The organism is Thauera chlorobenzoica (genome assembly GCF_001922305.1).
GTDB lineage: Bacteria > Pseudomonadota > Gammaproteobacteria > Burkholderiales > Rhodocyclaceae > Thauera > Thauera chlorobenzoica.
Window position 1 is genome coordinate 3,558,985 of the sequence record NZ_CP018839.1, and the last position, 24,116, is coordinate 3,583,100.

The following is a 24,116-nucleotide window of genomic DNA, read 5'->3' on the forward strand; positions in this document are numbered from 1 at the left end:
CCATGCTGATCAAGCCCCCTCCCGAGCTCCCCCCGTCCGAGATCACGCCGCGCAAGCTGTTCGAGGCGCGGCGCAGCTTCCTCGCCCACACCGCCCTCGGCCTGACCGCGGGCGCCGCCCTCTGGCACGGCCTGCCGGTGCACGCGGCGAGCCGCCTGGATGGCCGGCCTTCGCCGCACTCGACGACCGAGCCGCTCACCGCACACAAGGCGGTGACGGGCTACAACAACTTCTACGAATTCGGCACCGACAAGGCCGACCCCGCGCGCCACGCGGCGAAGATGCAGGTCCGCCCGTGGACGCTGCGCGTCGAAGGCCTCGCCGCCCGCCCGCGCAGCTTCGACCTCGACGATGTGCTGAAGCTGGCGCCGCTGGAGGAGCGCATCTACCGCCTGCGCTGCGTCGAAGGCTGGTCGATGGTGATTCCATGGCTGGGCTTTCCCCTGGCCGCCGTGCTGAAGGAAGTCGAACCGCTGGGCAGTGCGAAATACGTCGAGTTCGTCAGCCATTACGACCCGGCGATCATGCTCCGGCGGCCGGTCCTCGACTGGCCCTACCGCGAAGGCCTGCGCCTGGACGAAGCCCTGCATCCGCTGACGATCCTGGCCCTGGGGCTGTACGGCGAAGCGCTGCCGAACCAGAACGGCGCCCCGCTGCGCCTGGTCGTGCCGTGGAAGTACGGCTTCAAGAGCGCGAAGTCGATCGTCGCCATCCGCCTCGTCGAGCACCAGCCCGCCACCGCATGGAACCTGGCGGCACCGCAGGAGTACGGCTTCTACTCCAACGTCAACCCGCAGGTCGCCCACCCGCGCTGGAGCCAGGCCAGCGAGCGCCGCATCGGCGAACTGCGCAAGCGCCCGACGCTGATGTTCAACGGCTACGCCGAACAGGTCGCCGGCCTCTACCGGGGCATGGATCTGGCAAAGGAGTTCTGAACCGGAGCCTTTCCCCCGGACCGTTTCCCGCCCCAGGGCCCGCCGCTCCACCTTCGCCCTCTCTTTCTTTTCGTTTACCCGCCCGCCGCCATGCCACTTCTTCCACCTTCGCTGCGAATGCCTTCCGCACGCCGGATCTCGTCGATCAAGGCGCTGCTTTTCGTGCTCTGCCTGATCCCCGCCGCACGGCTCGCCCTCGGCTGGCAGGCCGACACCCTCGGCGCCAACCCGGTCGAGACCCTCACCCGCGACAGCGGCGAGTGGGCGCTGCGCTTTCTGCTGCTGACCCTCACGGTGACGCCGCTGCGCCGCCTCAGCGGCCTGCACTGGCTGCTGCGCCTGCGCCGCATGCTGGGGCTGTACGCCTTCGCCTACGCCGCGGCGCACTTCGCCCTCTACCTGTGGCTGGACCAGTTCTTCGACTGGGGCGCGATCGCCCGCGACCTCCTCGAGCGCCCGTTCATCAGCGTCGGTTTCGCCGCCTTCGTGCTGCTGCTGCCGCTCGCTGCCACCTCCAACGCCTTCGCCATCGGCCGTCTCGGCGGCCGCCGCTGGCAGGCGCTGCACCGCGCGGTGTACGGCATCGCGATCCTCGCGGTGATGCATTTCTGGTGGTTGGTGAAAGCCGACCTGCGTGAACCGCTGCTCTACGCTGCGATCCTGGCCGTGCTGCTGGGCCTGCGTGCATGGTGGCGCGAACAGGAGCGCCGCCGCCAGCTGTCGGTGCCGCCGCCGGCGAAGCACCTCGAGCGCCCGCTGATCCGGATCATGCCGAAGTAGCCCGAGGCGAGACCGCCAGCCGCCATAGCGAAGTGACTTCGGCGGCACGCGCGGCGTGCAGCGCATCGCCGGCGTCGGCGGCCTTGCGGTGGCGCGGACGGATGTCCTCGCGGCCGGCCACCTCCAGCCCGGCCGCTTCGATCCAGCCGAGCAGTTCGGCGCGCGTGCGCAGGCCGAGGTGCTCGGCGAGATCCGACAGGATCAGCCAGCCCTCGCCGTCCGCCTCCAGATGCGCCGCCAGCCCGGCGAGAAAGCCGCGCAGCATGCGGCTGTCGGGGTCGTACACCGCGTGCTCGATCGCCGCCCCCGGCCTGGCCGGGACCCAGGGCGGATTGCACACCACCAGCGGCGCGCGCCCGGGCGGAAAGAGATCGGCGTGCACCAGCTCGACGCCACCGGCCAGCCCCAGGCGGTCGAGGTTTTCACGGGCGCAGCCCAGCGCCCGCGCATCCTGATCGGTGGCCACGACCCGGGCCACCCCCCGCCGCGCGAGCAGGGCGGCGATCACCCCGGAGCCGGTACCGATGTCGAACGCCAGCCGTGGCGACGGCAGGGGAACGCGTGCGACCAGGTCCAGGTATTCGCCGCGGAGCGGCGAGAACACCCCGTACCAGGGATGGATGTGCGCCTCCAGCGCCGGCACCCACACGCCTTTGCGCCGCCACTCATGCGCCCCGATCAGGCCGAGCAGCTCGCGCAGGGAGATCACGAACGGCGCCGCGGGGAGGTCCGCATCGGGGGTGCCGGCAATCGCTTCGGCCACGGCTTCGGCGACGTCCGGTGCCCGCCGAAACGGAATACGCGTTGCGCTCTCGACGGGGATCAGCAACATCCCCAGCGCGCGCGCACGCTGGGCCTGGGCCATGCGGTGCAGGTGGAAGGCCTCGGCCGCCGCAGCCGGTTCGCGGGCACGCTTGCGCGGACGGGCGGCGGCGCGTCGGCCCATGGCCTGGAGCAGCTGGCGGGCGTTGTGGTAGTCGCCCCGCCACAGCAGGGCGGTGCCCTCGCAGGCGAGCCGCCAGGCAGCGTCGGCCGTCATCGTGTCGTCCGCCACCACCACCCGTTTCGGCGGCGCCTGGCCGCTCTCGGAGCGCCAGCGCGCGCTGCGGACCGCACCGTCTTCAGTCCACGTCAGGCAGGAACTCCGGGCCGCGGAACCGGCCGCCGTGCGCGCCATTTCCTCGCACCCTGCATCGCCCGCGGCCGCAGGCGCGGTGTGGCGAGTGCCCGCGACCGTGCCCGCCAGGCCAGCATGCACCGCACCGTCCCGCCGCCGGGGGCTCAAGCCTGTTTCGTCCGGATCGCGTGCTTGGGGCGGAAGGCCTTGATCACCGCTTCGTCGGTTTCGATGTAGGGCCCGCCGATGAGATCGATGCAGTAGGGCACGGCGGCGAAGATGCCGACGTGGCGCACCGCGCCGTCGGCGTCGCGCACGCCTTCGAGGGTCTCGCGGATCGATTTGGGCTGGCCGGGCAGGTTGATGATCAGGCAGCGGCCGCGGATCACCGCGACCTGGCGCGACAGGATCGCGGTGGGGACGAAGTTCAGGCTGATGCGGCGCATCTCCTCGCCGAAACCGGGCATTTCCTTGTCGCCGACTGCGAGCGTGGCCTCGGGAGTCAGGTCGCGCGGCGCCGGGCCGGTGCCACCGGTGGTCAGCACCAGGCCGCAGCCGGCCTCATCGGCCAGTTCGACCAGGGTGCGCTCGATCAGCGGGCGCTCGTCCGGAATCAGCCGCGTCTCGGCGCTCCACGGCGAGATCAGCGCCCTGCCCAGCCAGTCCTGCAGCGCGGGGATGCCTTGATCTTCGTAAGTGCCTTCGGAGGCGCGGTCGCTGATCGACACCAGGCCGATGCGGATGGGTTCGCTCATGGGTTCAGTCTCGTCGTCGGTGGATCACAGGGGTGCAGCAGCAGGCATGCGGCGAAGGCCGCAGCGGCCGGCGCGTGCGCCCGCTTCATTCGCCCGCAGTCTCGCCCGGGGCGGTCGCCACGCCCGGGGCCCCTTCCCCGGCCTCTTCCGCGGCGGCGTCCTGCGCTTCCTGCAGTTCGCGCAGCACGCGGAAGATCTCGCGAAAGGACTTTGGCGGCTTGCCGGCCTCGCGCTCCTTGAGTGCGTTGCGGCGCAGCGTGCGCAGGTATTGCAGATCGGCGCCGGGCCAGGATTCGGCGATGCTGCCGATGACTTTCTCGTCCTCGAGCAGATCGCTGCGCAAGCGCTCGAGGCGGTGCATCTTCGCCACTTCGGCGGCTGAATTCCCGGCGAAGATCTCGAGCTGGGCCTGGATCGGCGCCGGGTCGATCTTGCGCATCAGCTTGCCGATGTACTGCATCTGGCGCCGCCGCGCTTCCATCTTGAAGCCTTGCGCGGCGCGGATGGCGTCGTACAGCACATCGGGCAGCGGCACTTTCTTCAGGCGCTCGGCGGACAGCGCGACGAGTTGTTCGCCCAGGTCCTGCAGTGCGTGCATTTCGCGCTTGCGACTGCTTTTGCTTGCTGGCTCGACGAAATCGTCCTCGTCCGGCACGGCGGGATGGGGGGAATGGCGTGAATCGGAGCGCATTGCGTGCATGGGGGGCTGGCGTGATCGGAGTAAGATTATAGCCTTTGCACGCACACGACCCCTCCATGTCCGATCAAGGCTTTTCCTTCACCCAGGCGCAGCTCGCCGAAATTGCCACCGACATCCTGAAGCACGCCAAACAAGGCGGCGCCTCGGCCTGCGAGACCGACGTTTCGGAAGGCTTCGGCCAGTCGGTCGCAGTGCGCCGGAGCGAAGTCGATACCATCGAGTACAACCGCGACAAGGGCGTCGGCGTCACCGTCTATCTGGGCCAGCAGCGCGGCTATGCGAGCACCTCCGATTTCTCCAAGAAGGCGCTGCAGGCCACGGTCGACGCCGCACTGTCGATCGCCCGCTTCACCGCCCCCGACCCCTGCGCCGGACTGGCGGATGCGGCGCTGATGGCGCGCGCGCAGGACATGCCCGACCTCGACCTCTTCCACCCGTGGAAGATCGACATCGACACCGCGATCGAACTCGCCCGCCGCTGCGAGGACGCCGCCTTCGCGGTGAGCCCGAAAATCCGCAACTCGGAAGGGGCCAACACCTCGATCCAGCAGTCGCACTTCGTTTCCGCCAACAGCCACGGCTTTCTCGGCGGCTACGCGACCACCCGCCACGGCCTGTCGTGCTCGGTGATCGCCGGCGACAGCGACGACAGCGACGATAGCGACGGCATGCAGCGCGAATTCTGGTACGACTCGCGGCGCGATCCGGCCGAACTGATGGCGGCGGAAGAAATCGGCCGCATCGCCGGCGAGCGCGCGATCGCCCGGCTGGGGGCGAGGCAGATCCGCACCTGCGAAGTGCCGGTGATCTTCGAAGCTCCGCTCGCGGTCTCGCTGCTCGGCAACTTCACGCAGGCCGTCAGTGGCGGCTCGCTGTACCGCAAATCGAGCTTCCTGCTCGACAGCCTGGGGCAGTCCGTGTTCTCCCCCGTGGTCAGCATCTCCGAGCGCCCGCACCTGAAAAAAGCCTTCGGCTCCAGCCCCTTCGACAGCGACGGCGTCGCCACCCGCGACCGTGAAGTGGTCATCGACGGCGTACTCCAGGGCTACTTCCTGTCCGCCTACTCGGCGCGCAAGCTGGGCATGCAGACCACCGCCAACGCCGGCGGCTCACACAACCTGCGGGTGAAGCCGGGGGCGCAGGATCTCGCCGGACTGATCCGGCAGATGGACCGCGGCCTGCTCGTCACCGAACTGCTCGGCCACGGGGTCAATTACGTCACCGGCGACTACTCGCGCGGTGCCGCCGGCTTCTGGGTGGAAAAGGGTCGCATCAAGCATGCAGTCGAGGAAGTCACCATCGCCGGCAACCTGCGCGACATGTTCCGCGGCATCGTCGCGGTCGGCAACGACGCCCTGCCGCGCGGGGCCAAGATGTGCGGCTCGCTGCTGATCGACAACATGAAAGTGGCCGGGCGCTGAGCCCGGCGGTCGTGCCCCTGAAGGGGGCCTATAATCGGCCCCCGATATTCACCTCAAGACACAAGGAGAAACCGTGGAGCGTCGTTCCTTTCTCAAGAAAGCCGGTGCCGGCCTTGCCGCTGGCGCGGCTGCCGGGGTGGCCTCGAGTACCGTGTCCGCCGCACCGGCCGTGCACACCGGCCTGCCCGCAATCAAATGGCGGATGACCTCGAGCTTCCCGAAGAGCGTCGACACCTTGTTCGGCAGCGCCGAGATGCTCGCCAACCGCGTGCGTGAGATCACCGGCGGCAAGTTCGACATCCGCATCCACGCCCCGGGCGAGATCGTCCCCGCGCTGATGGCGCTCGACGCGGTGCAACAGAACACGGTCGAAATGTGCCACACCTGCTCCTACTACTACGTCGGCAAGGACAAGGCCTTCGGTTTCGGCACCGCCATCCCCTTCGGCCTCAACGCGCGCCAGATGGACGCCTGGATCATCGCCGGCAACGGCCAGCAGCTGCTCGACGAGTTCTACGCCAACTACAACCTCTACTCCTTCCTCGGCGGCAACACCGGGGTGCAGATGGGCGGCTGGTACCGCAAGCAGATCAGCACCGTGGACGACATCAAGGGGCTGAAGATCCGCATCGCCGGCCTCGGTGGCGAGATCCTGTCGCGCATGGGCGCGGTGCCGCAACAGCTCGGCGGCGGTGACATCTACACTTCGCTGGAAAAGGGCACGATCGACGCCGCCGAATGGGTCGCCCCCTACGACGACGAAAAGCTCGGCCTGTACAAGGTGGCGCCCTACTATTATTCGCCGGGCTGGTGGGAGCCAGGCCCGGTGGTGCATTTCTTCGTCAACCGCCAGGAGTGGGACAAACTGCCGAAGGAATACCAGGCCGCATTCCGCGCCGCCTCGCGCGAAGCCCACATCCTGATGACATCGACTTACGACCACAAGAACCCCCAGGCCCTTGCCCGCCTGCTCGGCCAGGGCGTGAAGCTGCAGGGCTTCTCCAACGAGATCATGAAAAAAGCCTACGACGTATCACGCGAGCTGTACGCCGAAGAAGCGGCGAAGAACCCCGCGTGGGCGAAGATCTACGCCGACTTCGACAAATACCGCAAGTCGCAGAACGCCTGGTTCGGTGTCGCCGAAGCCGGCTTCGACCGCTTCATGCAGTCGGTGCGCTAAGCGCACGCGCACCCGCCCGAAAGCCACGCCCGCCGTATCGACGAGACCCCTGCGGGGGTCTCGCCGTTTCCGCTGCACACGAACGGGCCGGCACTTTGCAGGAGGCCACCTCCCCATGACCAACAATTCCGCCTGCCGTATCTGCCTGATCCGCCACGGCGAAACGGCGTGGAATACCGAACGCCGGCTGCAGGGCCATATCGACGTCCCGCTCAACGACACCGGCCTCGCCCAGGCCGAAGCCGCCGCACGCCGTCTCGCCGGACAGGGCTTCGCCGCGCTCTACAGCAGCGATCTGCAGCGTGCGCGCCAGACCGCTGCCGCGATCGCGTGTCACCATGGACTCGGCGCCGAACCCGAGCACAGGCTGCGAGAACGCCATTACGGGCTTTTCCAGGGTCTGACCTACGAAGAGGCGGAACACCGCCACCCCGAGCTCTACCGTCGCTTCAAGGCGCGCGACGCCACCTTTGCCTTCCCGGAGAGCGGCGAGAGCCTGCACGATTTCGCCGCCCGGGTGCATACGGCACTGGCCGACATCGCCCGGCGTCACGGCGGCGAGCAGGTGCTGGTCGTCACCCATGGCGGGGTGCTCGACATCGCCCACCGTCTCGCCACCGGCACGGCTCTCGCCGCACCGCGCACCTTCCCGATTCCGAATGCAGCCCTGAACTGGATCGAGCACCAGGACGGCAGCTGGCGCCTGCTTGCATGGGCGGACGAAAGCCATCTACGGGGATCACTGGACGAATTACCCAACGCCTGAAAACCGGCGGAACACCCGAAAAACGCCCGTATTCATGACAAACGGAATAAAAATAAGGGTTTTCCGCGGTTTTCGCCAGCCCGCCCAAGCTCCCTATAATCGCGCCGTTCATTCAAACACCCCGTGAGGAGACACAATGGAACGTCGTAAATTCCTGCAAGGCGCCGGCATGGCCGGCATCCTCGCCGCAGGCACTGCCCCGGCGATCGTGCACGCCCAGCAGCAGATCCGCTGGCGCCTCGCCTCCAGCTTCCCGAAGTCGCTCGACACCCTGTACGGCGGCGCCGAGACCTTCGCCAGGAACGTCAGCGAGGCCACCGGCGGCAAGTTCACCGTCAGCGTCCATGCGGCGGGTGAACTGGTGCCGGCCTTCGGCGTCGTCGATGCGCTGCAGCAGGACACCATCGAGTGCGCCCACACCGCGCCCTACTACTTCTTCGGCAAGGACGAGTCCTTCGCCCTCGACTGCGCCATCCCCTTCGGCATGAACGCGCGCCAGATGGCGGCCTGGATGCACCACGGCAACGGCCTCAAGCTGCTGCGCGAGTTCTACGCCCAGTTCAACATCGTGAACTTCGTGATGGGCAACTCCGGGGCGCAGATGGGCGGCTGGTACCGCAAGGAAATCAAATCGGTCAAGGATCTCGAAGGCCTCAAGATCCGCATCGGGGGCTTCGCCGGCCGCGTCATCACCAAGCTCGGCGCGGTGCCGCAGAACATTCCCGCGGGCGAGATCTACCAGGCGCTCGAGAAGGGCACGGTGGATGCGGCGGAATGGATCGGCCCCTACGACGATCTGCGCCTGGGCCTGCACAAGGTCGCGAAGAACTACTACTACCCGGCGTGGTGGGAAGGCAGCACCCAGTTCTCGCTGCTGGTCAACGCCAAGGCGTTCAACGGCCTCTCCGGCGAATACAAGGCGATCGTGCGCCAGGCCGCTTCCGACGCCCACATCGATGTGCTCTCGCGCTACGACGCACACAACCCGAGTTCGCTCAAGCAACTGATCGCCGAGGGTGCCAAGCTGCAGCGCCTGCCCAAGGACGTCATGGACGCCGCGTTCAAGGCCTCGCGCGAGGTTTACGCCGACCTGAACGACAAGAACCCGAACTGGAAGAAGATCTACGGCGACTACTCGCGCTTCCTCGCCGACGCTTACCAGTGGGAAGGCGTCGCCGAAGGCAGCTACAACCAGTACATGTCGGCGCAGAAACTATAATCCGCTCAGGCGCCCGGCCATTTCGGCCGGGCGCCTGCCGACCATTTGCAGACGATTCTGGCATCACCCCCTTGCCGAGCGCGCATTCCGATCCGCTCGGCTTTTTTGTGGTCATTCAGTTCCAGGTAACTCCAATGGGAACGCTCCTCGGTTTCTCCCGCATCATCGACGCCGTCAGCCGCCTGGTCGGCAGATCGGTGATCTGGCTCATCCTCGCCGCGACCCTGATCAGCGCCGCCAATGCGGTCGCGCGCAAGGCCTTCAACATCGGCTCGAACGCCTTTCTCGAAATCCAGTGGTACCTGTTCGCCGGCGTATTCATGCTCGGCGCCGGCTACGCCCTCCTGCAGAACGCCCATGTACGCATCGACGTGATCGCCAACAAGCTGGGCAGCCGGATGCGCAACCTGGTCGATGTGATCGGCATCGTCGTCTTCCTGCTGCCGCTGTGCTACTTCATGATCACTTATTCGTGGCCGGTGGTCGCCGGCGCCTATGCCTCCGGCGAGATGTCCTCCAATGCCGGTGGCCTGATCCGCTGGCCCGTGTACGCCCTCGTTCCGGCCGGCTTCGCGCTGCTTGCGCTGCAGGCGATCTCCGAACTGATCAAGCGCATCGCCTTCCTCCGCGGCCTGGGCCCCGACAGCATCGCGCATGACGGGCACAACGACGCCGAGGACCACATCCACGCCACCCTCGGCGACGCCTCTCCGAACAACGCCGCCGGCGAGCCCAAGAAATGATCGAATTCGTCACCGCCAACATCGCCCCGATCATGTTCGGGGTGGTCGTCCTCTTCCTCCTGTCGGGCTTTCCGGTCGCCTTTTCGCTCGCGTCCTGCGGCCTGTTCTTCGGCTTCATCGGCCTCGAGCTGGGCATCATCCCGGCAACGCTGTTCCAGGCCCTGCCGCTGCGGGTGTTCGGCATCATGCAGAACGACACCCTGCTGGCAATCCCGTTCTTCACCCTGATGGGCCTGATCCTCGAGCGCAGCGGCATGGCCGAGGATCTGCTCGAGACGGTCGGCCAGGTGTTCGGGCCGATCCGCGGCGGCCTCGCCCTGGCCGTGATCTTCGTCGGCGCGCTGCTGGCGGCGACGACCGGCGTGGTCGCCGCCTCGGTGATCTCGATGGGGCTGATCTCGCTGCCGATCATGCTGCGCTACGGCTACAGCCGCCCGATCGCAACCGGTGTGATCACCGCCTCCGGCACCCTCGCCCAGGCCATCCCGCCCTCGCTGGTGCTGATCGTCATGGCCGACCAGCTCGGGCGCAGCGTCGGCGACATGTACAAGGGCGCGATGATTCCGGCGCTGGCGCTGGTCGCGCTCTACGCCCTGCTCATCATCGGTCTGGCGATCTTCAGGCCCAAGATGGTGCCCGCACTGCCCCCCGAAGCGCTGAGCTACCGCGAACCGAACGGAAACTCCGGCCTGCGTTCGCTCGGTGTGCTGGCACTGCTGGTTACCACGGCCTCGATCGTGCTCGGGCAGAACTACGGGGCGGTGCTGGAATATCTGAAGGGGTCCGAGACCCCCACGCCGGCGCTCGACGAAACGGTCGTCGTCGCACTGACCTTCGGCACCTTCCTGGCGCTGATTCTCGCCATCGCCAACCACCTGCTCAGGCTCGGCCTGCTGTCGCGCATCGCCGAGCGGGTGACCTTCGTGCTGATTCCCCCGCTCGCCCTGATCTTCCTCGTGCTCGGCACCATCTTCCTCGGTGTCGCGACGCCGACCGAAGGCGGCGCGATGGGCGCGACCGGCGCGCTGATCATGGCATTGATGCGCCGCCGGCTCGATTTCAAGACCCTGATCCAGGGCCTCGAATCGACCGCACGGCTGTCGATCTTCGTGATGTTCATCCTGATCGGCTCGACCGTCTTCAGCTTCATCTTCACCGCGGTGGATGGCCAGATCTGGGTCGAGCACCTGTTCGACAAGCTGCCGGGCGGCCAACTCGGCTTCCTGCTGTTCGTGAACGTGGTGATCTTCTTCCTCGGCTTCTTCCTCGACTTCTTCGAGATCGCCTTCATCCTGCTGCCGCTGCTGGCGCCGGTCGCCGAGAAGCTCGGGATCGACCTGATCTGGTTCGGCGTGATCATCGCCCTGAACCTGCAGACCTCGTTCCTGACGCCTCCGTTCGGCTTTGCCCTGTTCTACCTGCGCAGCGTCGCGCCGGGTGCGTCCTACCTCGACCGCATCACCAACAAGCGCATCGAGGGCATCAAGACCACCGACATCTATCGCGGCTCGGTCGCGTTCGTGCTCATCCAGATCGTCATGGTCGCCCTCGTCATCGCCTTTCCGCAGCTGGTCACCGGCGGCCTCGACGAGAAGGCCGAGATCGACCTCGACACGATCAGGATCGAGATTCCCACCGACGCCGGCGGCGGCTGGGGCGAGGAGAAGAAGGACGGCTGGTAAGCCGGGCTCCAGCCTCACAACCAGGCGCACACCCGGCGGGTGTGCGTCTTTTTTTGCGCAGCGCCGCACGTGCTAAACTTCGCGCTCGAAATCAACCCTTTCCGAGTCTGCCTCCATGTTCTCCGCGCAAGACACCCTCGCCAAGGTCGATCCCGAACTGTGGTCCGCCGTTCAGGCTGAAAACCGCCGTCAGGAAGATCACATCGAGCTGATCGCCTCCGAAAACTACGTCTCCCATGCGGTGATGGAAGCCCAGGGCTCCCAGCTCACCAACAAGTATGCCGAGGGCTATCCGGGCAAGCGCTACTACGGCGGCTGCGAGCATGTCGACGTCGCCGAGCAGCTCGCCATCGACCGTCTCAAGGCCTTGTTCGGCGCCGAAGCCGCCAACGTCCAGCCGAACTCCGGCTCGCAGGCCAACCAGGCGGTGCTGATGGCCTTCGCCAAGCCCGGCGACACGATCATGGGGATGAGCCTGGCCGAAGGCGGCCACCTCACCCACGGCATGCCGCTGAACATGTCGGGCAAGTGGTTCAACGTCGTCGCCTACGGCCTCGACGACAAGGAAGAGATCGACTACGCGGCGATGGAGCGCCTGGCCCACGAGCACAGGCCGAAGATCATCATCGCCGGCGCCTCCGCCTACTCGCTGCGCATCGACTTCGAGCGCTTCGCCAAGGTCGCAAAAGACATCGGCGCGATCTTCTGGGTCGACATGGCGCACTACGCCGGCCTCATCGCCGCCGGCTTCTACCCCAACCCGGTACCGCACGCCGACGTCGTCACCTCGACCACCCACAAGACCCTGCGCGGCCCGCGCGGCGGCATCATCCTGATGAAGGCCGAACACGAGAAGGCGCTCAACTCGGCAATCTTCCCCGGCCTGCAGGGCGGTCCGCTGATGCACGTGATCGCCGCCAAGGCGGTCGCCTTCAAGGAAGCCGCCACGCCCGGGTTCCGCAACTATCAGGAACAAGTCATCGCCAACGCCCGGGTGATGGCACGCGTGCTCGGCGAGGAGCGCGGGCTGCGGATCATCTCCGGACGCACCGAAAGCCATGTGTTCCTCGTCGACCTGCGCCCGAAGAAGATCACCGGCAAGGCCGCCGAGGCGGTGCTGGGCAGCGCCCACATCACGGTCAACAAGAACTCGATTCCGAACGACCCGGAAAAGCCCTTCGTCACCTCGGGCATCCGGATCGGCTCGCCGGCGATGACCACCCGCGGCTTCACCGAAATCGAGGCCGAGAAGATCGCCCACCTGATCGCCGACGTGCTTGATGCGCCGGAAGACCCCGCGGTGATCGAACGCGTGCGCGGCCAGGTCGCCGCACTGTGCGCGAAATTCCCGGTATACGGCAAGTAAGCCGCCCGCCGGGGCGGGCCGCGGACTGGCCCGCCCCGCTCGCGATGCCCCTCCGGCCATGAAATGCCCCTTCTGTGGCGATCCCAACACCCAGGTCACCGACACCCGCGAGAACGAGGACGGTGACGTCGTCCGCCGCCGCCGGCGCTGCGTGAAGTGCGACAAGCGCTTCACCACCTACGAGCGCATCGACCTCAAGATGCCGCACATCGTCAAGCGCAACGGCAACCGCAGCGAGTTCGACCATACCAAACTCGCCGGCAGCATGAAGCTGGCGCTGCGCAAGCGCCCGGTGACGATGGAGGCGATCGAAGCCGCGGTCGATCGCATCGAGGCGAAGCTGCTGTCGCTGGGCGAGCAGGAAGTTCCCAGCGAGAAGGTCGGCGAACTGGTGATGAAGGAGCTGAAGAAGCTCGACAAGGTGGCCTATATCCGCTTCGCCTCGGTGTATCGCAACTTTGCCGACGTCGACGAATTCTCCGAAGTGATCCGCGAGGTGCAGGCGCGGCCGCGCCGCAACCGCGGCCCGCAGACCTCCACCCCGTCCGAAGATGACCTTTTCGGCAACTGACCATGGCGCGATGGCGCGCGCGCTCGCCCTGGCAGCGCGCGGGCTGGAGACCACCGCACCCAACCCGCGGGTCGGCTGCGTGCTGGTTCGGGACGGTGAAATCGTCGGCGAAGGCTGGCACCGGCGCGCCGGCGAAGCGCACGCCGAAATCCACGCCCTGGAGCAGGCCGGCGAGCACGCCCGCGGCGCGACCGCCTACGTCACGCTGGAACCCTGCTCCCACTTCGGCCGCACGCCGCCTTGCGCCGACGCGCTCATCGGTGCCGGAGTCGCCCGCGTGGTCGCGGCGATGGAAGATCCCAATCCACTGGTCGCCGGGCGCGGCATGGCGCGCCTGCGCGCCGCGGGCATCGTCACCGCACACGGCTTGATGGAAAACGAGGCCCACGAACTCAATATCGGGTTCGTTTCGCGCATGACCCGGGGCCGGCCCTGGCTGCGCCTGAAAGCGGCCGCCACCCTCGATGGCAAGACCGCGCTCAACAACGGCGTCAGCCAGTGGATCACCGGCCCCGATGCGCGGCGTGACGGCCACCGCTGGCGCGCACGCGCCTGCGCCGTCCTTACCGGCATCGGCACGGTGCGCGCGGACGACCCTCGGCTCAGCGTGCGCGATGTGCCCTGCGAGCGTCAGCCGCTGCGGGTTCTGATCGACGCCCGCCTCGACGTTTCGACGAAGGCGCGCATCGTCAACGGCGAACCGATCCTGATCGCAACGGCGTGCGAAGATCGCGCGCGCAGCGCACCGCTGCTCGAGCGCGGGCATCAGGTAGTGATCCTGCCCGACGCTGCCGGCAAGGTCGCCCTGCCCGCGCTGATGCGCGAACTGGGGCGACGCGGCGTGAACGAGGTCCACGCCGAGGCCGGCTTCAGGCTCAACGGTTCACTGCTGCGCGAAGGCTGTGTGGACGAGCTGCTGCTCTACCTCGCACCGATGCTCGCCGGCGATGCGGCGCGGGGGCTGTTCAACCTGCCCGAGCTGCACACGCTCGAGGCCGCGACACGGCTGGAGCTCCGCGACCTGCGCATGATCGGCGCGGACCTGCGCCTGATCGCGCGCCTGCGCCCCGCCTGAGGGGATCTTCAACGCAGGCTGGCGCCGCACACGGTGCAGCCCGGATCCCGCCCGAAGGCGACGCTGCGCCATTCCATCGACAGGCCATCGAGCAGCAGCAGGCGGCCATCGAGCGAGGTGCCGCAGCCCATGATCAGCTTCAGTGCCTCGGCCGCCTGGGTAGTGCCGATCATGCCGACGATGGGCGCAAACACCCCCATCACCGCGCAGCGCACCTCCTCGAGGTCTTCGGCTTCCGGAAACAGGCAGTGATAGCAGGCGCTCTCGGGCCTGCGCAGGTCGAACACCGAAACCTGGCCGTCGAAACGGATCGCCGCCCCGGACACGAGCGGCTTGCGATGAGCCACGCAGGCGCGATTGACCGCATGCCGGGTGGCGAAGTTGTCGCTGCAGTCGAGGACGACGTCGGCCGCGGCGACCTGCTCGTCGAGTGCTCGCCCTTCCAGGCGCGCCTGCAGCGGCTCGATCCGGGTCAGCGGGTTCAGGCGATGGAGCGTGGCACGGGCCGATTCGACCTTGGGCGCGCCGATCATCTCGGTCGAATGCATGATCTGGCGCTGCAGATTGGTCAGATCGACCGTGTCATGGTCGGCGATCGCGATCGTGCCCACCCCGCCCGCTGCCAGATACATCGCCGCGGGCGAGCCCAGCCCGCCCGCACCGACGATCAGCACGCGCGCATCGAGTAGCGCCTGCTGGCCTTCGACGCCGATTTCGGGCAGCAGGATATGCCGGCTGTAGCGCAGGAGCTGATCGTCGTCCATGAAATCCTATTTGTATTCGCGCAGGTCGGGGGGGGTGTCGTCGTGATCGCCGTGGATGTGATGGTTCCAGGCCTGGATATAGACTTCGTTGGACTGCTTGATCAGGCGCTCGGGCGAAAGCAGGTTGTGGCGCTGGGTTTCCTCGGAGAAATAGACCAACGCGCGCGCGAGGCGGACATAGAGCGAATTCTCGAGCGCGAACCCGGCCTCGCGCAGCGCATCCTCGAGCGCCTCGAGCGAGTATTCGAGCACGGAGTAGCGCACGATCAGCGCCAGGGGGTCAGCGCCATGCTCGACTTCGAGCCCTTTCAGCAGGCGCAGCGCGATCCACGCCCGTTCGATCTGCCCCGGCGGCGCCGGCCTGAACCGGATCTCGCGCTCCTTGACGATGCCGGCGCCATGGACAGGATGGTCATGATGCCTGCCAGCCAGCTTGTAAGCGGTTTCCCGACGCATCACGCCCCTCCCTGTGCGGTCATTCCGCGATCTTGCCCGGGATGACCGGAAGCCCCTTGAGGTGATTGAGTGCCTGGTGCAACTGATGATCGTCGTCCCCGGCAAGCTCGAAACGGGCCGGCTCGCCTTCGTCGTCGCCAGCCGCGGGGCGGGGCTGCGCCGCGGCCGCCTTGCGTTCGGCCTCCGGGTCCTTGTCATTGCCGAGATGGCCCTGCAGGTCGGCCTCGCGCACGCGGCGGCTGGAACCATTGGCGCTTTCCTCGACGACGACGTCGGGTTCGATCCCCTTGGCCTGGATCGAGCGCCCGCTGGGGGTGTAGTAACGCGCGGTGGTGAGCTTGATCGCCGTGCTGTTGTTGAGCGGCAGGATGGTCTGCACCGACCCCTTGCCGAAGGTCTGCGTCCCCATCACCGTCGCCCGCTTGTGATCCTGCAACGCCCCGGCGACGATTTCCGACGCCGAAGCCGAGCCCGCATTGACCAGCACCACCATCGGCACCTCCTTGGCACCGGCAGGCAGGCGGCGGAGGAAGTCGTCGCGCGTCCCGCGCAGGTAATCCGCCGCCGCCGCGCGGTATTCGCGCTTGGCGTCTTCGGTACGGCCATCGGTCGACACCACCAAGGTGTCGGTGGGCAGGAAGGCAGCGGCGACACCGACGGCACCGTGCAGCAGGCCGCCGGGGTCGTTGCGCAAATCGAGCACCAGGCCCTGCAGCGGCCCCTCGCCCGCAAGCTTGGCGAAGTGATCCACCACCGATGCCGCGGTGTTTTCCTGGAACTGGGCCACGCGCAGGTAGGCGTAGCCGGGCTCGATCATCTTCGAGCGCACGCTCTGCACCTTGATCACTTCGCGGGTCAGGGTGATCACGATCGGGCGCGTCTCGCCCTTGCGCATGATCGTCAGCGTGATGTCGGTACGCGGCTTGCCCCGCATGCGCTTGACCGCGTCGCTCAGGCTCATGCCCTTGACCGGCGTGTCGTCGAGCTTGACGATCAGGTCACCCGCCTTCACCCCTGCGCGGAAAGCCGGCGTATCCTCGATCGGCGAGATCACCTTGACGAAGCCGTCTTCCATGCCGACTTCGATCCCCAGCCCGCCGAATTCGCCCTGGGTGCCCACCTGCAGATCCTTGAACGCCTCGGCGTCGAGATAGGCCGAATGCGGGTCCAGCCCGGACAACATGCCACTGATCGAGTCGGTGATCAGCTTCTTGTCTTCCACCGGCTCGACATAGCCCTGCTTGATCGCGTTGAACACGTCGGCATAGGCGCGCAACTCCTCCACAGGCAGAGGGACCTGGGTACTGCGGTCCGCATTGGCGGAAAAATTGAGGCTGATCATGATTCCGGCGAACACGCCGGTCATCACGAGACCGAACTGCTTCAGCTTGCTGCGCATGAGAACTCCATTGATCCACCGGCTGCCGTGCCGGCAATGCCACCGGACTAGTCGAGGCGGACCCATTTGAGCGGGTCCTGAGGCTGTCCCTGGTGACGTATTTCGAAGTATAAACCCGATTCCCCGCCGCCTCCGTCACTGCCCACGCTGGCAATCGCATCCCCGCCACCGACCTGTTCGCCGAGTTCCTTGAGCAAGGCATCGTTGTTGCCGTAGATCGACAGGTAATCGCCGCCGTGGTCGATGATGATCAGGTTTCCATAGCCGCGCAGCCAGTCGGAAAACACGACTTCGCCCCCGGCAATGGCGCGTACATCGGCCCCCACCGCAGCCCGAATGAAAACCCCCTTCCACGTCGTACCGCCTTCGGCCCTTGGAGCACCGAAGCGGCCGACGAGTTCACCGCGCACCGGAAAGTGCATCTGGCCACGCAACTGGGAAAAACGCACGCCGGTGGGGGTGGGGCCAGCCGCGCTGCGCACCTCGCCCACCACCGCTTCGGCCCGGCGCGGCGGCGGCGCAGCAGCGGGAGCACGCGCCTGCCGCGCCTGCTCCTCGGCGGCACGGCGCTCTGCCGCTCTGCGCTCGGCCAGCTGGCGCGCCGCCTCGCGCGCCGCCGCCGCGCGCGCGCGCTGGACGAGCACATCGATCACCTTGGCGAGGCGCTGTTCGTCCTGTTGCAGCGTGCTGACCTGGCGCTTTTGCGCCTGCAATTCGTCGGCGATCGACGCCAGCGCCCGTTTGCGCTCGAGCTGCACCACTTCCAGCTCGGCACGCTGCGCGCGCTGCTCGCCCGCAAGCGCCAGCATGCGGTCACGGTGGGAGCGGAGCTCTTCGCGCCGGCGCGTGAGTTCGGCCAGGTCGGCGCGCAAGGATTCGATCACCGCAACGCGGGCACGACCGAGATGCTCCAGATAATGGGCATCGCGCGCGAGCTGGTTGGGGTCGCGGGCAGACAGCATGGGGGCCACGCCATCGGCCGCGCCATGAACGTAATACCGCCGCAGCCACTGCGCCAGCTCGTCGCGGCGTCCATCGATGCGTGCCTGGCTGTCGCGCTGTGCGGCTTCGAGCCGGGCCAGCTGCCGTTCCGCATCCTTGCGTTCGGTTTCGAGCGCAGCAAGCCGGCGCGTCACGCGCGACACTGCACGCTCGGCCTCGGCCAGCGCGGTGGCCGCCGACGAGCGCCGTGACTCGGTGCGGACCATATCCTGCCGGAGGTCATGAATGCGCCTCTTGAGATCGTCCAGCCCCTGGCGGCGCTCGGCGATCTCACCCGCATCCTGGGCACTGGCGGACAGCCCCAAGGCTGCGCCCAGGAACGCGAAACCGAACGCGAGAACCACCCGACGCCATCGATCCAGCATCAAACCCGCCCCCGGCCGACGGGCGCTCAGACCGTGCCCTGACTGGCTGCCAGCGCCTCGGCGAGACCCCGCCCGAGCCCCCCGGCGGAGCGGCACCCCCGGCGCCCCTTATCCCGGGCCGATTCACCGCAACGAAGCAGAACGATCTTGTACATGAAGCGCCATTCCAGTCAGAGGGCAAAACAGCGGGGGAGAACGCAGCCGAGCGCACCTGCCCCGAAACCGCCCGAGGGCACGGCTGCAGCGATACGCATTCATAGAACGCAGTATTTTATACTATCGCTTTTGCCCGCACCGACCCCACTGTGAACAACGATCACAACTTCGCGCTCATCGACAAGCACGAGCACATCGAAACCGCTGCGCGCGCGCTCAAGGCGATCGCCCACCCGCTGCGCCTGAAGATCCTGTGCGTGCTCGGTGAAGGCGAAGTCTGCGTCCAGGACATCGTCGATGCGGTCGGCACTTCGCAGAGCAACATCTCCCAGCATCTCGCCATCCTGCGCGACAAGGGCGTGCTGCAGACCCGCAAGGACGCCAACCGCGTTTACTATCGGGTCGGCGACCAGCGCACGCTCCAGCTCATCGTGCTGATGCGCGAAGTGTTCTGCGGCGCGGATGCGGATCGAAGCTGACTCCGCCCCCCACTTCCCACCCCCTAACCCGGAGCACATCCTTTCGTGGAATTCCTGCAACAGAACTGGTACTGGGCTGCCCTCGCGGCCGCCAGCGGCGCCTGGCTGATGGCCGACCTGATCCGCAACCGCGGCGACAAGAGCCAGCTTTCGCCGCTCGAGGCCACCTTGCTGATCAATCGCGAGGACGCCATCGTCATCGACATACGCGATCCGGGCGAATATGCCCAGGGCCACGTCCCCAACGCCCGCCACATTCCCGCGGGCGAACTGGCCCGCCGCAGCGGTGAGCTGGAAAAGTGGAAAAACCAGCCGCTGATCCTGTGCTGCGCCACCGGTGCGCGCTCGAACTCGGCACTCCAAACGCTCCGCCAGGCCGGCTTCGACAAGCTCTACAACCTGCGCGGCGGCATGATGGAATGGCAGAAGGCCGGCCAGCCGACCAGCCGCAAGAGGAAATGAGCATGTCGCCGCAAATCCGCATGTATGCCACCGCTACCTGCCCCTATTGCATCCGTGCCGAGCAGCTGCTGCGGGACAAGGGCGTGGCCAGCCTGGACAAGATCCGGGTCGATCTCGAACCCGCCCGCCGCGATGAAATGACCACCCTCAGCGGACGGCGGACGGTTCCCCAGATCTTCATTGGCGACTACCATGTCGGGGGGTGCGACGATCTTTACGCGCTGGACCGCACCGGCCAGCTCGATGCGCTGCTGCGTGGCGAGCCGGCCTGAACCGGTTCCGGCCCGCCCCCGTCGCTCCCGTCCTGTCACCTCCATCGCGGCCCGGCGTCATTGCCTGGTCGACTCCCACCGATTTCCACTCTCACTGGCTTTCCTTCCATGTCCGAAAACACCCAACCCGTATTCTCGATCGAAAAGCTCTACGTCAAGGATCTCTCGCTCGAAGTGCCGGGCGCGCCGCAGATCTTTCTCGAGCGCGAAGCCCCCCAGGTCAACGTTCAGCTGCGCACTGCGGGGCAGCCGGTCGATGAGGGCGTCTACGAAGTCACCCTGACCGTCACCGTGACCGCCCAGATCGGCGAAGAGCGCACCCTGTTCCTGGTCGAGGTCGCCCAGGCCGGCATCTTCCAGATCCGCAACATCCCCGCGGCCGATCTCGAGCCGGTGATGATGATCGGCTGCCCGAACATCCTCTTCCCCTACGCCCGCGAAGCGATCTCCGACGCCGTCACTCGCGCCGGCTTCCAGCCGGTGCTGCTGTCGCCGGTGAATTTCGAATCGCTCTACCAGGCCCAAAGCCAGCAGGCGGCCGAGCACGCCGCAGGCGAAGTGCCGATCCAGTGAGTCCGCGCTCATGAACAGCGCCCACCGCTCCTTCGCAACGAAGCTGGCCAGTGCTCCCGCGCTCGCCCTCGTCCTGCTGGGCGCCCCCGCCGGCCCGGCCCTTTCCCAAGGGATCGAGTTCCGCTCCGCCGGTGCGGCTACCGTGGTACGCGACGCCCCTTCGCCGCAAGGCCGGGCGCTGTTCATGTTGCGCCCGGGGACGCCGGTCGAAGTCGTCATCGCCCAGGACGGCTGGCTGCGGGTACGGGAATCCGGCGGCACGCTGAGCTGGGTCGAACGCAGCGCCCTCGGCACGCGCCGCACCGTGATGATCACTGTGGAGCGTGCGACCATTCGCCGCGCGCCCCGCGAGGATGCCCCGCCGAGCTTCGAAGCGGTGCGCAACGTCGTCCTCGAGCTGCTCGAGCCACCTGCACTGGGCTGGGCCCGGGTCCGTCACACCGACGGCCTCGAAGGCTTCGTGCGCGCCGCCGAGGTATGGGGCCTGTGAGCTGCAACATCACGGTATTCGGCGCCGGCGCCTGGGGCACCGCCCTCGCCCAGGCCCTGTCCACCACCCACACGGTCAGGCTGTGGGCACGCGACCGCCAGCACCTGGGCGAGATCGCCCGCACCCGCGAAAACCGCCGCTATCTGCCCGGCGTGCAGTTGCACCCCGCCCTGGAATTCGAAGCCGACTTCCCTGCCGCAGCCCAGGGCGCGGACCTGCACCTCGTCGTCACCCCGCTTTCCGGCCTGCGCGACACCGCACGCGGGCTGCGCGAGCAGTCTCCGGGCACTCCCCTGCTCTGGGCATGCAAGGGCTTCGAAGCCGGTAGCGGCCGCCTGCCGCACGAGATCGCGGCCGAAGAACTCGGCGTCGGTGCACCCTGCGGCGTGCTCACCGGCCCCAGCTTCGCCGCCGAAGTCGCGCGCGGCCTGCCGGCCGCCATCACGCTCGCCGCCAGCGACACCGCGTTCGCCCACCACTGGGTAAATGCGCTGCACCAGCCGCGCCTGCGCCTCTATGCCAACACCGACCTGGTCGGCTGCGAAATCGGCGGCGCGGTGAAGAACGTCATCGCGATCGCCGCCGGGGTGTCCGACGGCATGGGCTTCGGCCTCAACGCCCGCGCCGCGTTGATCACCCGCGGCCTGGCCGAGATCGCCCGCCTCGCCGAAGCGCTCGGCGGGCGCAGCGAGACCCTGATGGGACTGGCCGGCATGGGCGACCTGCTCCTGACCTGCACCGGCGATCTGTCGCGCAACCGCCGCGTCGGCCTCGCACTGGCCGAAGGCAAAAGTCTGGACCACATCCTGCACGAACTCGGCCACGTCGCCGAAGGGGTGCCTACCGCCCGCGAAGTCGTCCGTCAGGCGCACCGCCACGGCGTCGAAATGCCGATCTGCGAAGCGATCGACGCACTGCTGCATCATGGCCTGAGCGCACGCAACGCGGTCGAGCAGTTGCTGGCCCGCGAGCCCCGCCACGAATGATCGACACCGTGCCGGTGCCGTCGGACTACAGTCCGGCGGCACCGGCAAAATCGTGCTGGCGCCAGGCTTCGTAGACCACCACCGCCACCGCGTTCGACAGGTTCACGCTGCGATTGGTGGGACGCATCGGAATCCGCAGCCTCATCCCCGGCTCAAGGGCCTGCACCACGTCCTCGGGCAGGCCCCGGCTTTCCGGCCCGAACAGCAGCGCATCCCCTTCCCGGTAGTCGACCGCATCATGGCGCCGGCTGCCGCGCGTGGTGAGCGCGAACATGCGCCGCCCGGCCAGCGCCTGGCGGCAGCGGATCCAGTCCGGATGCACGGTGACACAGGTCAGGTCGTGATAATCCAGCCCGGCCCGGGCAAGCTGCTTGTCCGACAGGTCGAAGCCGAGCGGCGCCACCAGGTGGAGCCTGCAACCGGTGTTCGCTGCAAGGCGGATGATGTTGCCGGTATTGGGGGGAATTTCAGGCTGGTAGAGGACGATTTCGAACATCGGGAAAGCGGGCGAGCTCCGTTGCGCCCGGACCAGGCATCGGGCCGGCGCACTGGGGGGCGTGGATGAAGGAGGGGCGCCGCCGCGACAGTGGCGCCCGGCAGCGCGCAACTGTACCGCAGCAGGCCGCGCTCAGTAAGGGGCGGGCGTGCGCGCGACGACCAGGTTCCCCACCCAGGCCGCACCCCGTTGCTTCAGACAGCGGGCGAGCGCATCCAGGGTTGCACCGGTGGTCATCACGTCATCGACCACGATCACCCGCCGCCCGCCCAGTTCGGCACTGCATGCGAATGCGCCGTGCGGGTTGCGCAGGCGCGCTGCGCGCCCGAGGCCGGCCTGGGCAGGAAGGTTGCGGGTCTTGCCGACCAGCGAAAGCGCCAGCGGCAGGCCACGCGCGCGCGCGAACGGCCGCGCAAGTTCCACTGCCTGGTTGAAGCCGCGCTCAGCCAGACGCCGCGGGTGAACAGGCATCGGCAGGACGAGATCGGCGCTCGCGCCGAAATCCCCCGCTCTCGCCGCCAGCTCGGCGGCGAAAAAGTCCGACAGCGCCAGCCGGTGGCGATACTTGAGCGCATGCACCATCGCATCGACCGGAAAGGCGAAGTCATACAGCGCGCGCGTCGCATCGTAAGCCGGCCCCTCGCGCAGGCAGGCGCCGCAGGGACCTTCGCCAAGCGCCGGCAGCGCGCACTGCGGGCAGGCCGTGCCAGGCCGCCGCGGCAGGGCGGCGGCGCATGCCGCGCACAGCGCCTCGCGCCCCGCCTCGTTGCCACACACGAAGCAGTCCTGCGGCACCGCGAAGTCGGCGACGCGCGACAGCAGCAAAGGAATGAATCGCACGGCGTTTGACAACATTTCAGGGGATGGAAGAACATGTGGGCTCCGTAATTACAGCCCGGAACGCCTGAAATGACAATGACTTCTGCCGCCCTCGACCGCCAGCCCCCGGCAGCCCCTGCAACCGCCGAGCGCAAGCGGTGGACCGTTGCCGAAGTGCAGGCCCTGTTCGAGCTGCCCTTCTTCGAACTGATGTACCGCGCCCAGCAGGTTCACCGCGAGCATTTCGACCCGCACGCGGTCCAGCGGTCCACCCTGCTGTCGATCAAGACCGGCGGCTGCTCGGAAGACTGCGGCTACTGTTCCCAGTCGGCACGCCACGACACCGGCCTCGAGCGCGAGCGCCTGATGGCGCTCGGCCAGGTGCTGGAAAACGCCCGTGCCGCGAAGGCCCGCGGCGCGACCCGGTTCTGCATGGGCGCCGCCTGGCGCGGACCGAAGGACAAGGATCTCGAGCCGGTGCTGGAGATGGTGCGCGAGGTCAAGAAACTCGGCCTGCAGACCTGCGTGACCCTGGGCATGCTCAAGGACGGCCAGGCCGAGCAGCTCGCCGAAGCCGGGCTCGATTACTACAACCACAACCTCGACACCGCGCCCGATTTCTACGGCCAGGTGATCACCACCCACTCCCTGCAGGACCGCCTCGACACCCTCGACAAGGTGCGCGGCGTCGGCATCAACGTCTGCAGCGGCGGCATTGTCGGCATGGGCGAGAGCCGCCCCCAGCGCGCCGCACTGATCGCCCAACTCGCCAACCTGCCGACTCCGCCCGAATCGGTGCCGATCAACAACCTGGTGCAGATTCCCGGCACGCCGCTGGCCGGCGCCGGCCAGCTCGACCCGTTCGAGTTCGTGCGCACCGTCGCCGCGGCCCGCATCACCATGCCGCAAAGCTTCGTGCGCCTGTCCGCCGGCCGCGAGCAGATGAGCGACGAACTGCAGGCGTTGTGCTTCATGGCCGGCGCCAACTCGATGTTCTACGGCGAGCGCCTGCTCACCACCGACAACCCCGACGCCGACCGCGATGATCGCCTGTTCGAGCGCCTCGGCCTGCGCGCGGTCTGAACCC

Annotated in this window: 28 protein-coding genes; 19 read left to right on the forward strand and 9 right to left on the reverse strand. The window is 67.6% G+C overall.

Annotation, left to right across the window (positions count from 1 at the left end; all coding sequences use genetic code 11):
• Nucleotides 1–2: 2 nt before the first annotated feature.
• Together msrP and Tchl_RS16635 are read left to right on the forward strand one after the other, a co-directional pair.
• A complete protein-coding gene (gene msrP / locus Tchl_RS16630) occupies nucleotides 3–935 on the forward strand; it encodes a protein-methionine-sulfoxide reductase catalytic subunit MsrP (protein WP_075149349.1) in 933 nt (310 codons plus the stop codon).
• 117 nt (nucleotides 936–1,052) lie between these two features.
• Complete coding sequence (locus tag Tchl_RS16635) at nucleotides 1,053–1,715, forward strand: protein-methionine-sulfoxide reductase heme-binding subunit MsrQ (protein ID WP_232311613.1); 663 nt, start codon at nucleotides 1,053–1,055, stop codon at nucleotides 1,713–1,715.
• Here the strand turns inward: Tchl_RS16635 and Tchl_RS16640 are convergent.
• The 3 genes from Tchl_RS16640 to yjgA form a co-directional block, all read right to left on the reverse strand.
• Nucleotides 1,702–2,892, reverse strand: coding sequence for a methyltransferase (locus Tchl_RS16640; RefSeq protein ID WP_075149351.1), 1,191 nt, complete (start codon nucleotides 2,890–2,892; stop codon nucleotides 1,702–1,704). The two genes, Tchl_RS16635 and Tchl_RS16640, sit on opposite strands and share 14 nt — an antisense overlap.
• A gap of 104 nt (nucleotides 2,893–2,996) precedes the next feature.
• On the reverse strand, nucleotides 2,997–3,587 hold the full coding sequence (gene mog, locus Tchl_RS16645; RefSeq protein WP_075149352.1) for a molybdopterin adenylyltransferase: 591 nt from the start codon (nucleotides 3,585–3,587) through the stop codon (nucleotides 2,997–2,999).
• Nucleotides 3,588–3,672: 85 nt separating this feature from the next.
• Entirely contained in the window at nucleotides 3,673–4,287 is a 615-nt protein-coding gene (yjgA, locus tag Tchl_RS16650) for a ribosome biogenesis factor YjgA (protein WP_075149353.1), read from the reverse strand.
• A gap of 56 nt (nucleotides 4,288–4,343) precedes the next feature.
• Here yjgA and pmbA point away from each other — a divergent pair, with 56 nt between their 5' ends.
• The 9 genes from pmbA to ribD all read left to right on the forward strand — a co-directional run bounded on the left by pmbA (nucleotide 4,344) and on the right by ribD (nucleotide 14,310).
• Entirely contained in the window at nucleotides 4,344–5,708 is a 1,365-nt protein-coding gene (gene pmbA / locus Tchl_RS16655) for a metalloprotease PmbA (RefSeq protein WP_075149354.1), read from the forward strand.
• A 73-nt stretch (nucleotides 5,709–5,781) separates the two neighbouring features.
• Complete coding sequence (locus tag Tchl_RS16660) at nucleotides 5,782–6,888, forward strand: TRAP transporter substrate-binding protein (protein WP_075149355.1); 1,107 nt, start codon at nucleotides 5,782–5,784, stop codon at nucleotides 6,886–6,888.
• A 115-nt stretch (nucleotides 6,889–7,003) separates the two neighbouring features.
• Entirely contained in the window at nucleotides 7,004–7,654 is a 651-nt protein-coding gene (locus Tchl_RS16665; protein ID WP_075149356.1) for a histidine phosphatase family protein, read from the forward strand.
• A 136-nt stretch (nucleotides 7,655–7,790) separates the two neighbouring features.
• On the forward strand, nucleotides 7,791–8,873 hold the full coding sequence (locus Tchl_RS16670; protein WP_075149357.1) for a TRAP transporter substrate-binding protein: 1,083 nt from the start codon (nucleotides 7,791–7,793) through the stop codon (nucleotides 8,871–8,873).
• Nucleotides 8,874–9,007: 134 nt separating this feature from the next.
• Complete coding sequence (locus tag Tchl_RS16675; protein ID WP_075149785.1) at nucleotides 9,008–9,616, forward strand: TRAP transporter small permease subunit; 609 nt, start codon at nucleotides 9,008–9,010, stop codon at nucleotides 9,614–9,616.
• Complete coding sequence (locus tag Tchl_RS16680; protein ID WP_075149358.1) at nucleotides 9,613–11,298, forward strand: TRAP transporter large permease; 1,686 nt, start codon at nucleotides 9,613–9,615, stop codon at nucleotides 11,296–11,298. The genes Tchl_RS16675 and Tchl_RS16680 overlap by 4 nt, the downstream gene beginning before the upstream one ends.
• Before the next feature lie 115 nt (nucleotides 11,299–11,413).
• The gene (gene glyA, locus Tchl_RS16685) at nucleotides 11,414–12,664 is read left to right on the forward strand and encodes a serine hydroxymethyltransferase (RefSeq protein WP_075149359.1); all 1,251 of its coding nucleotides are present in this window, start codon (nucleotides 11,414–11,416) and stop codon (nucleotides 12,662–12,664) included.
• Nucleotides 12,665–12,722: 58 nt separating this feature from the next.
• A complete protein-coding gene (gene nrdR, locus Tchl_RS16690) occupies nucleotides 12,723–13,235 on the forward strand; it encodes a transcriptional regulator NrdR (RefSeq protein WP_075149360.1) in 513 nt (170 codons plus the stop codon).
• Nucleotides 13,216–14,310, forward strand: a complete 1,095-nt coding sequence (ribD, locus tag Tchl_RS16695; RefSeq protein WP_075149361.1) for a bifunctional diaminohydroxyphosphoribosylaminopyrimidine deaminase/5-amino-6-(5-phosphoribosylamino)uracil reductase RibD — start codon at nucleotides 13,216–13,218, stop codon at nucleotides 14,308–14,310. The genes nrdR and ribD overlap by 20 nt, the downstream gene beginning before the upstream one ends.
• Nucleotides 14,311–14,318: 8 nt before the next feature.
• On the opposite strand, the gene Tchl_RS16700 is transcribed toward ribD, so the two are convergent.
• The 4 genes from Tchl_RS16700 to Tchl_RS16715 are packed head-to-tail and all read right to left on the reverse strand — an operon-like array spanning nucleotide 14,319 to nucleotide 18,137.
• Nucleotides 14,319–15,074, reverse strand: coding sequence for a HesA/MoeB/ThiF family protein (locus Tchl_RS16700; RefSeq protein ID WP_075149362.1), 756 nt, complete (start codon nucleotides 15,072–15,074; stop codon nucleotides 14,319–14,321).
• A gap of 6 nt (nucleotides 15,075–15,080) precedes the next feature.
• Nucleotides 15,081–15,530 carry a hypothetical protein gene (locus tag Tchl_RS16705; RefSeq protein ID WP_075149363.1) on the reverse strand — a complete coding sequence of 150 codons (450 nt, stop codon included), beginning with the start codon at nucleotides 15,528–15,530 and terminating at the stop codon, nucleotides 15,081–15,083.
• A 19-nt stretch (nucleotides 15,531–15,549) separates the two neighbouring features.
• On the reverse strand, nucleotides 15,550–16,929 hold the full coding sequence (locus tag Tchl_RS16710; protein WP_075149364.1) for a S41 family peptidase: 1,380 nt from the start codon (nucleotides 16,927–16,929) through the stop codon (nucleotides 15,550–15,552).
• 47 nt (nucleotides 16,930–16,976) lie between these two features.
• Nucleotides 16,977–18,137 (reverse strand): murein hydrolase activator EnvC family protein, encoded by a 1,161-nt coding sequence (locus tag Tchl_RS16715; RefSeq protein ID WP_232311614.1) that lies wholly within the window; start codon nucleotides 18,135–18,137, stop codon nucleotides 16,977–16,979.
• A gap of 15 nt (nucleotides 18,138–18,152) precedes the next feature.
• On the opposite strand from Tchl_RS16715, the gene Tchl_RS18190 reads away from it, so the two are divergent.
• From Tchl_RS18190 to Tchl_RS16745, 7 genes are all read left to right on the forward strand, one after another.
• A complete protein-coding gene (locus tag Tchl_RS18190) occupies nucleotides 18,153–18,338 on the forward strand; it encodes a hypothetical protein (RefSeq protein ID WP_232311615.1) in 186 nt (61 codons plus the stop codon).
• A 263-nt stretch (nucleotides 18,339–18,601) separates the two neighbouring features.
• Complete coding sequence (locus tag Tchl_RS16720) at nucleotides 18,602–18,931, forward strand: ArsR/SmtB family transcription factor (RefSeq protein ID WP_075149366.1); 330 nt, start codon at nucleotides 18,602–18,604, stop codon at nucleotides 18,929–18,931.
• Nucleotides 18,932–18,976: 45 nt separating this feature from the next.
• Complete coding sequence (locus Tchl_RS16725; RefSeq protein WP_075149367.1) at nucleotides 18,977–19,393, forward strand: rhodanese-like domain-containing protein; 417 nt, start codon at nucleotides 18,977–18,979, stop codon at nucleotides 19,391–19,393.
• 2 nt (nucleotides 19,394–19,395) lie between these two features.
• Nucleotides 19,396–19,665 carry a glutaredoxin 3 gene (gene grxC, locus Tchl_RS16730; protein ID WP_198158970.1) on the forward strand — a complete coding sequence of 90 codons (270 nt, stop codon included), beginning with the start codon at nucleotides 19,396–19,398 and terminating at the stop codon, nucleotides 19,663–19,665.
• A 108-nt stretch (nucleotides 19,666–19,773) separates the two neighbouring features.
• Nucleotides 19,774–20,238: a protein-export chaperone SecB gene (gene secB, locus Tchl_RS16735; RefSeq protein ID WP_075149368.1), complete on the forward strand. Its 465-nt coding sequence runs from the start codon at nucleotides 19,774–19,776 to the stop codon at nucleotides 20,236–20,238.
• Between the two features lie 10 nt (nucleotides 20,239–20,248).
• Complete coding sequence (locus tag Tchl_RS16740; protein WP_075149369.1) at nucleotides 20,249–20,728, forward strand: SH3 domain-containing protein; 480 nt, start codon at nucleotides 20,249–20,251, stop codon at nucleotides 20,726–20,728.
• Complete coding sequence (locus Tchl_RS16745; protein WP_075149370.1) at nucleotides 20,716–21,714, forward strand: NAD(P)H-dependent glycerol-3-phosphate dehydrogenase; 999 nt, start codon at nucleotides 20,716–20,718, stop codon at nucleotides 21,712–21,714. The genes Tchl_RS16740 and Tchl_RS16745 overlap by 13 nt, the downstream gene beginning before the upstream one ends.
• A gap of 25 nt (nucleotides 21,715–21,739) precedes the next feature.
• On the opposite strand, the gene Tchl_RS16750 is transcribed toward Tchl_RS16745, so the two are convergent.
• Nucleotides 21,740–22,210, reverse strand: coding sequence for a tRNA (cytidine(34)-2'-O)-methyltransferase (locus Tchl_RS16750; RefSeq protein ID WP_075149371.1), 471 nt, complete (start codon nucleotides 22,208–22,210; stop codon nucleotides 21,740–21,742).
• A gap of 132 nt (nucleotides 22,211–22,342) precedes the next feature.
• Nucleotides 22,343–23,050 carry a ComF family protein gene (locus Tchl_RS16755; RefSeq protein WP_232311616.1) on the reverse strand — a complete coding sequence of 236 codons (708 nt, stop codon included), beginning with the start codon at nucleotides 23,048–23,050 and terminating at the stop codon, nucleotides 22,343–22,345.
• A 69-nt stretch (nucleotides 23,051–23,119) separates the two neighbouring features.
• Between Tchl_RS16755 and bioB the strand changes: the two genes are divergently transcribed.
• Nucleotides 23,120–24,112: a biotin synthase BioB gene (gene bioB, locus Tchl_RS16760; protein WP_075149373.1), complete on the forward strand. Its 993-nt coding sequence runs from the start codon at nucleotides 23,120–23,122 to the stop codon at nucleotides 24,110–24,112.
• The last annotated feature ends 4 nt before the right edge of the window (nucleotides 24,113–24,116 follow it).

Bases quoted from the DNA above. Each gene is read 5' to 3' on its own strand.
- msrP (WP_075149349.1), top strand. From the start codon at position 3: ATGCTGATCAAGCCCCCTCCCGAGCTCCCCCCGTCCGAGATCACGCCG.
- Tchl_RS16635 (WP_232311613.1), top strand. From the start codon at position 1,053: ATGCCTTCCGCACGCCGGATCTCGTCGATCAAGGCGCTGCTTTTCGTG.
- Tchl_RS16640 (WP_075149351.1), bottom strand. From the start codon at position 2,892: ATGGCGCGCACGGCGGCCGGTTCCGCGGCCCGGAGTTCCTGCCTGACG.
- mog (WP_075149352.1), bottom strand. From the start codon at position 3,587: ATGAGCGAACCCATCCGCATCGGCCTGGTGTCGATCAGCGACCGCGCC.
- yjgA (WP_075149353.1), bottom strand. From the start codon at position 4,287: ATGCACGCAATGCGCTCCGATTCACGCCATTCCCCCCATCCCGCCGTG.
- pmbA (WP_075149354.1), top strand. From the start codon at position 4,344: ATGTCCGATCAAGGCTTTTCCTTCACCCAGGCGCAGCTCGCCGAAATT.
- Tchl_RS16665 (WP_075149356.1), top strand. From the start codon at position 7,004: ATGACCAACAATTCCGCCTGCCGTATCTGCCTGATCCGCCACGGCGAA.
- Tchl_RS16670 (WP_075149357.1), top strand. From the start codon at position 7,791: ATGGAACGTCGTAAATTCCTGCAAGGCGCCGGCATGGCCGGCATCCTC.
- Tchl_RS16675 (WP_075149785.1), top strand. From the start codon at position 9,008: ATGGGAACGCTCCTCGGTTTCTCCCGCATCATCGACGCCGTCAGCCGC.
- Tchl_RS16680 (WP_075149358.1), top strand. From the start codon at position 9,613: ATGATCGAATTCGTCACCGCCAACATCGCCCCGATCATGTTCGGGGTG.
- glyA (WP_075149359.1), top strand. From the start codon at position 11,414: ATGTTCTCCGCGCAAGACACCCTCGCCAAGGTCGATCCCGAACTGTGG.
- nrdR (WP_075149360.1), top strand. From the start codon at position 12,723: ATGAAATGCCCCTTCTGTGGCGATCCCAACACCCAGGTCACCGACACC.
- ribD (WP_075149361.1), top strand. From the start codon at position 13,216: ATGACCTTTTCGGCAACTGACCATGGCGCGATGGCGCGCGCGCTCGCC.
- Tchl_RS16700 (WP_075149362.1), bottom strand. From the start codon at position 15,074: ATGGACGACGATCAGCTCCTGCGCTACAGCCGGCATATCCTGCTGCCC.
- Tchl_RS16705 (WP_075149363.1), bottom strand. From the start codon at position 15,530: ATGCGTCGGGAAACCGCTTACAAGCTGGCTGGCAGGCATCATGACCAT.
- Tchl_RS16710 (WP_075149364.1), bottom strand. From the start codon at position 16,929: ATGCGCAGCAAGCTGAAGCAGTTCGGTCTCGTGATGACCGGCGTGTTC.
- Tchl_RS16715 (WP_232311614.1), bottom strand. From the start codon at position 18,137: ATGGTCCGCACCGAGTCACGGCGCTCGTCGGCGGCCACCGCGCTGGCC.
- Tchl_RS18190 (WP_232311615.1), top strand. From the start codon at position 18,153: ATGAATGCGCCTCTTGAGATCGTCCAGCCCCTGGCGGCGCTCGGCGAT.
- grxC (WP_198158970.1), top strand. From the start codon at position 19,396: ATGTCGCCGCAAATCCGCATGTATGCCACCGCTACCTGCCCCTATTGC.
- secB (WP_075149368.1), top strand. From the start codon at position 19,774: ATGTCCGAAAACACCCAACCCGTATTCTCGATCGAAAAGCTCTACGTC.
- Tchl_RS16740 (WP_075149369.1), top strand. From the start codon at position 20,249: ATGAACAGCGCCCACCGCTCCTTCGCAACGAAGCTGGCCAGTGCTCCC.
- Tchl_RS16745 (WP_075149370.1), top strand. From the start codon at position 20,716: ATGGGGCCTGTGAGCTGCAACATCACGGTATTCGGCGCCGGCGCCTGG.
- Tchl_RS16750 (WP_075149371.1), bottom strand. From the start codon at position 22,210: ATGTTCGAAATCGTCCTCTACCAGCCTGAAATTCCCCCCAATACCGGC.
- bioB (WP_075149373.1), top strand. From the start codon at position 23,120: ATGACAATGACTTCTGCCGCCCTCGACCGCCAGCCCCCGGCAGCCCCT.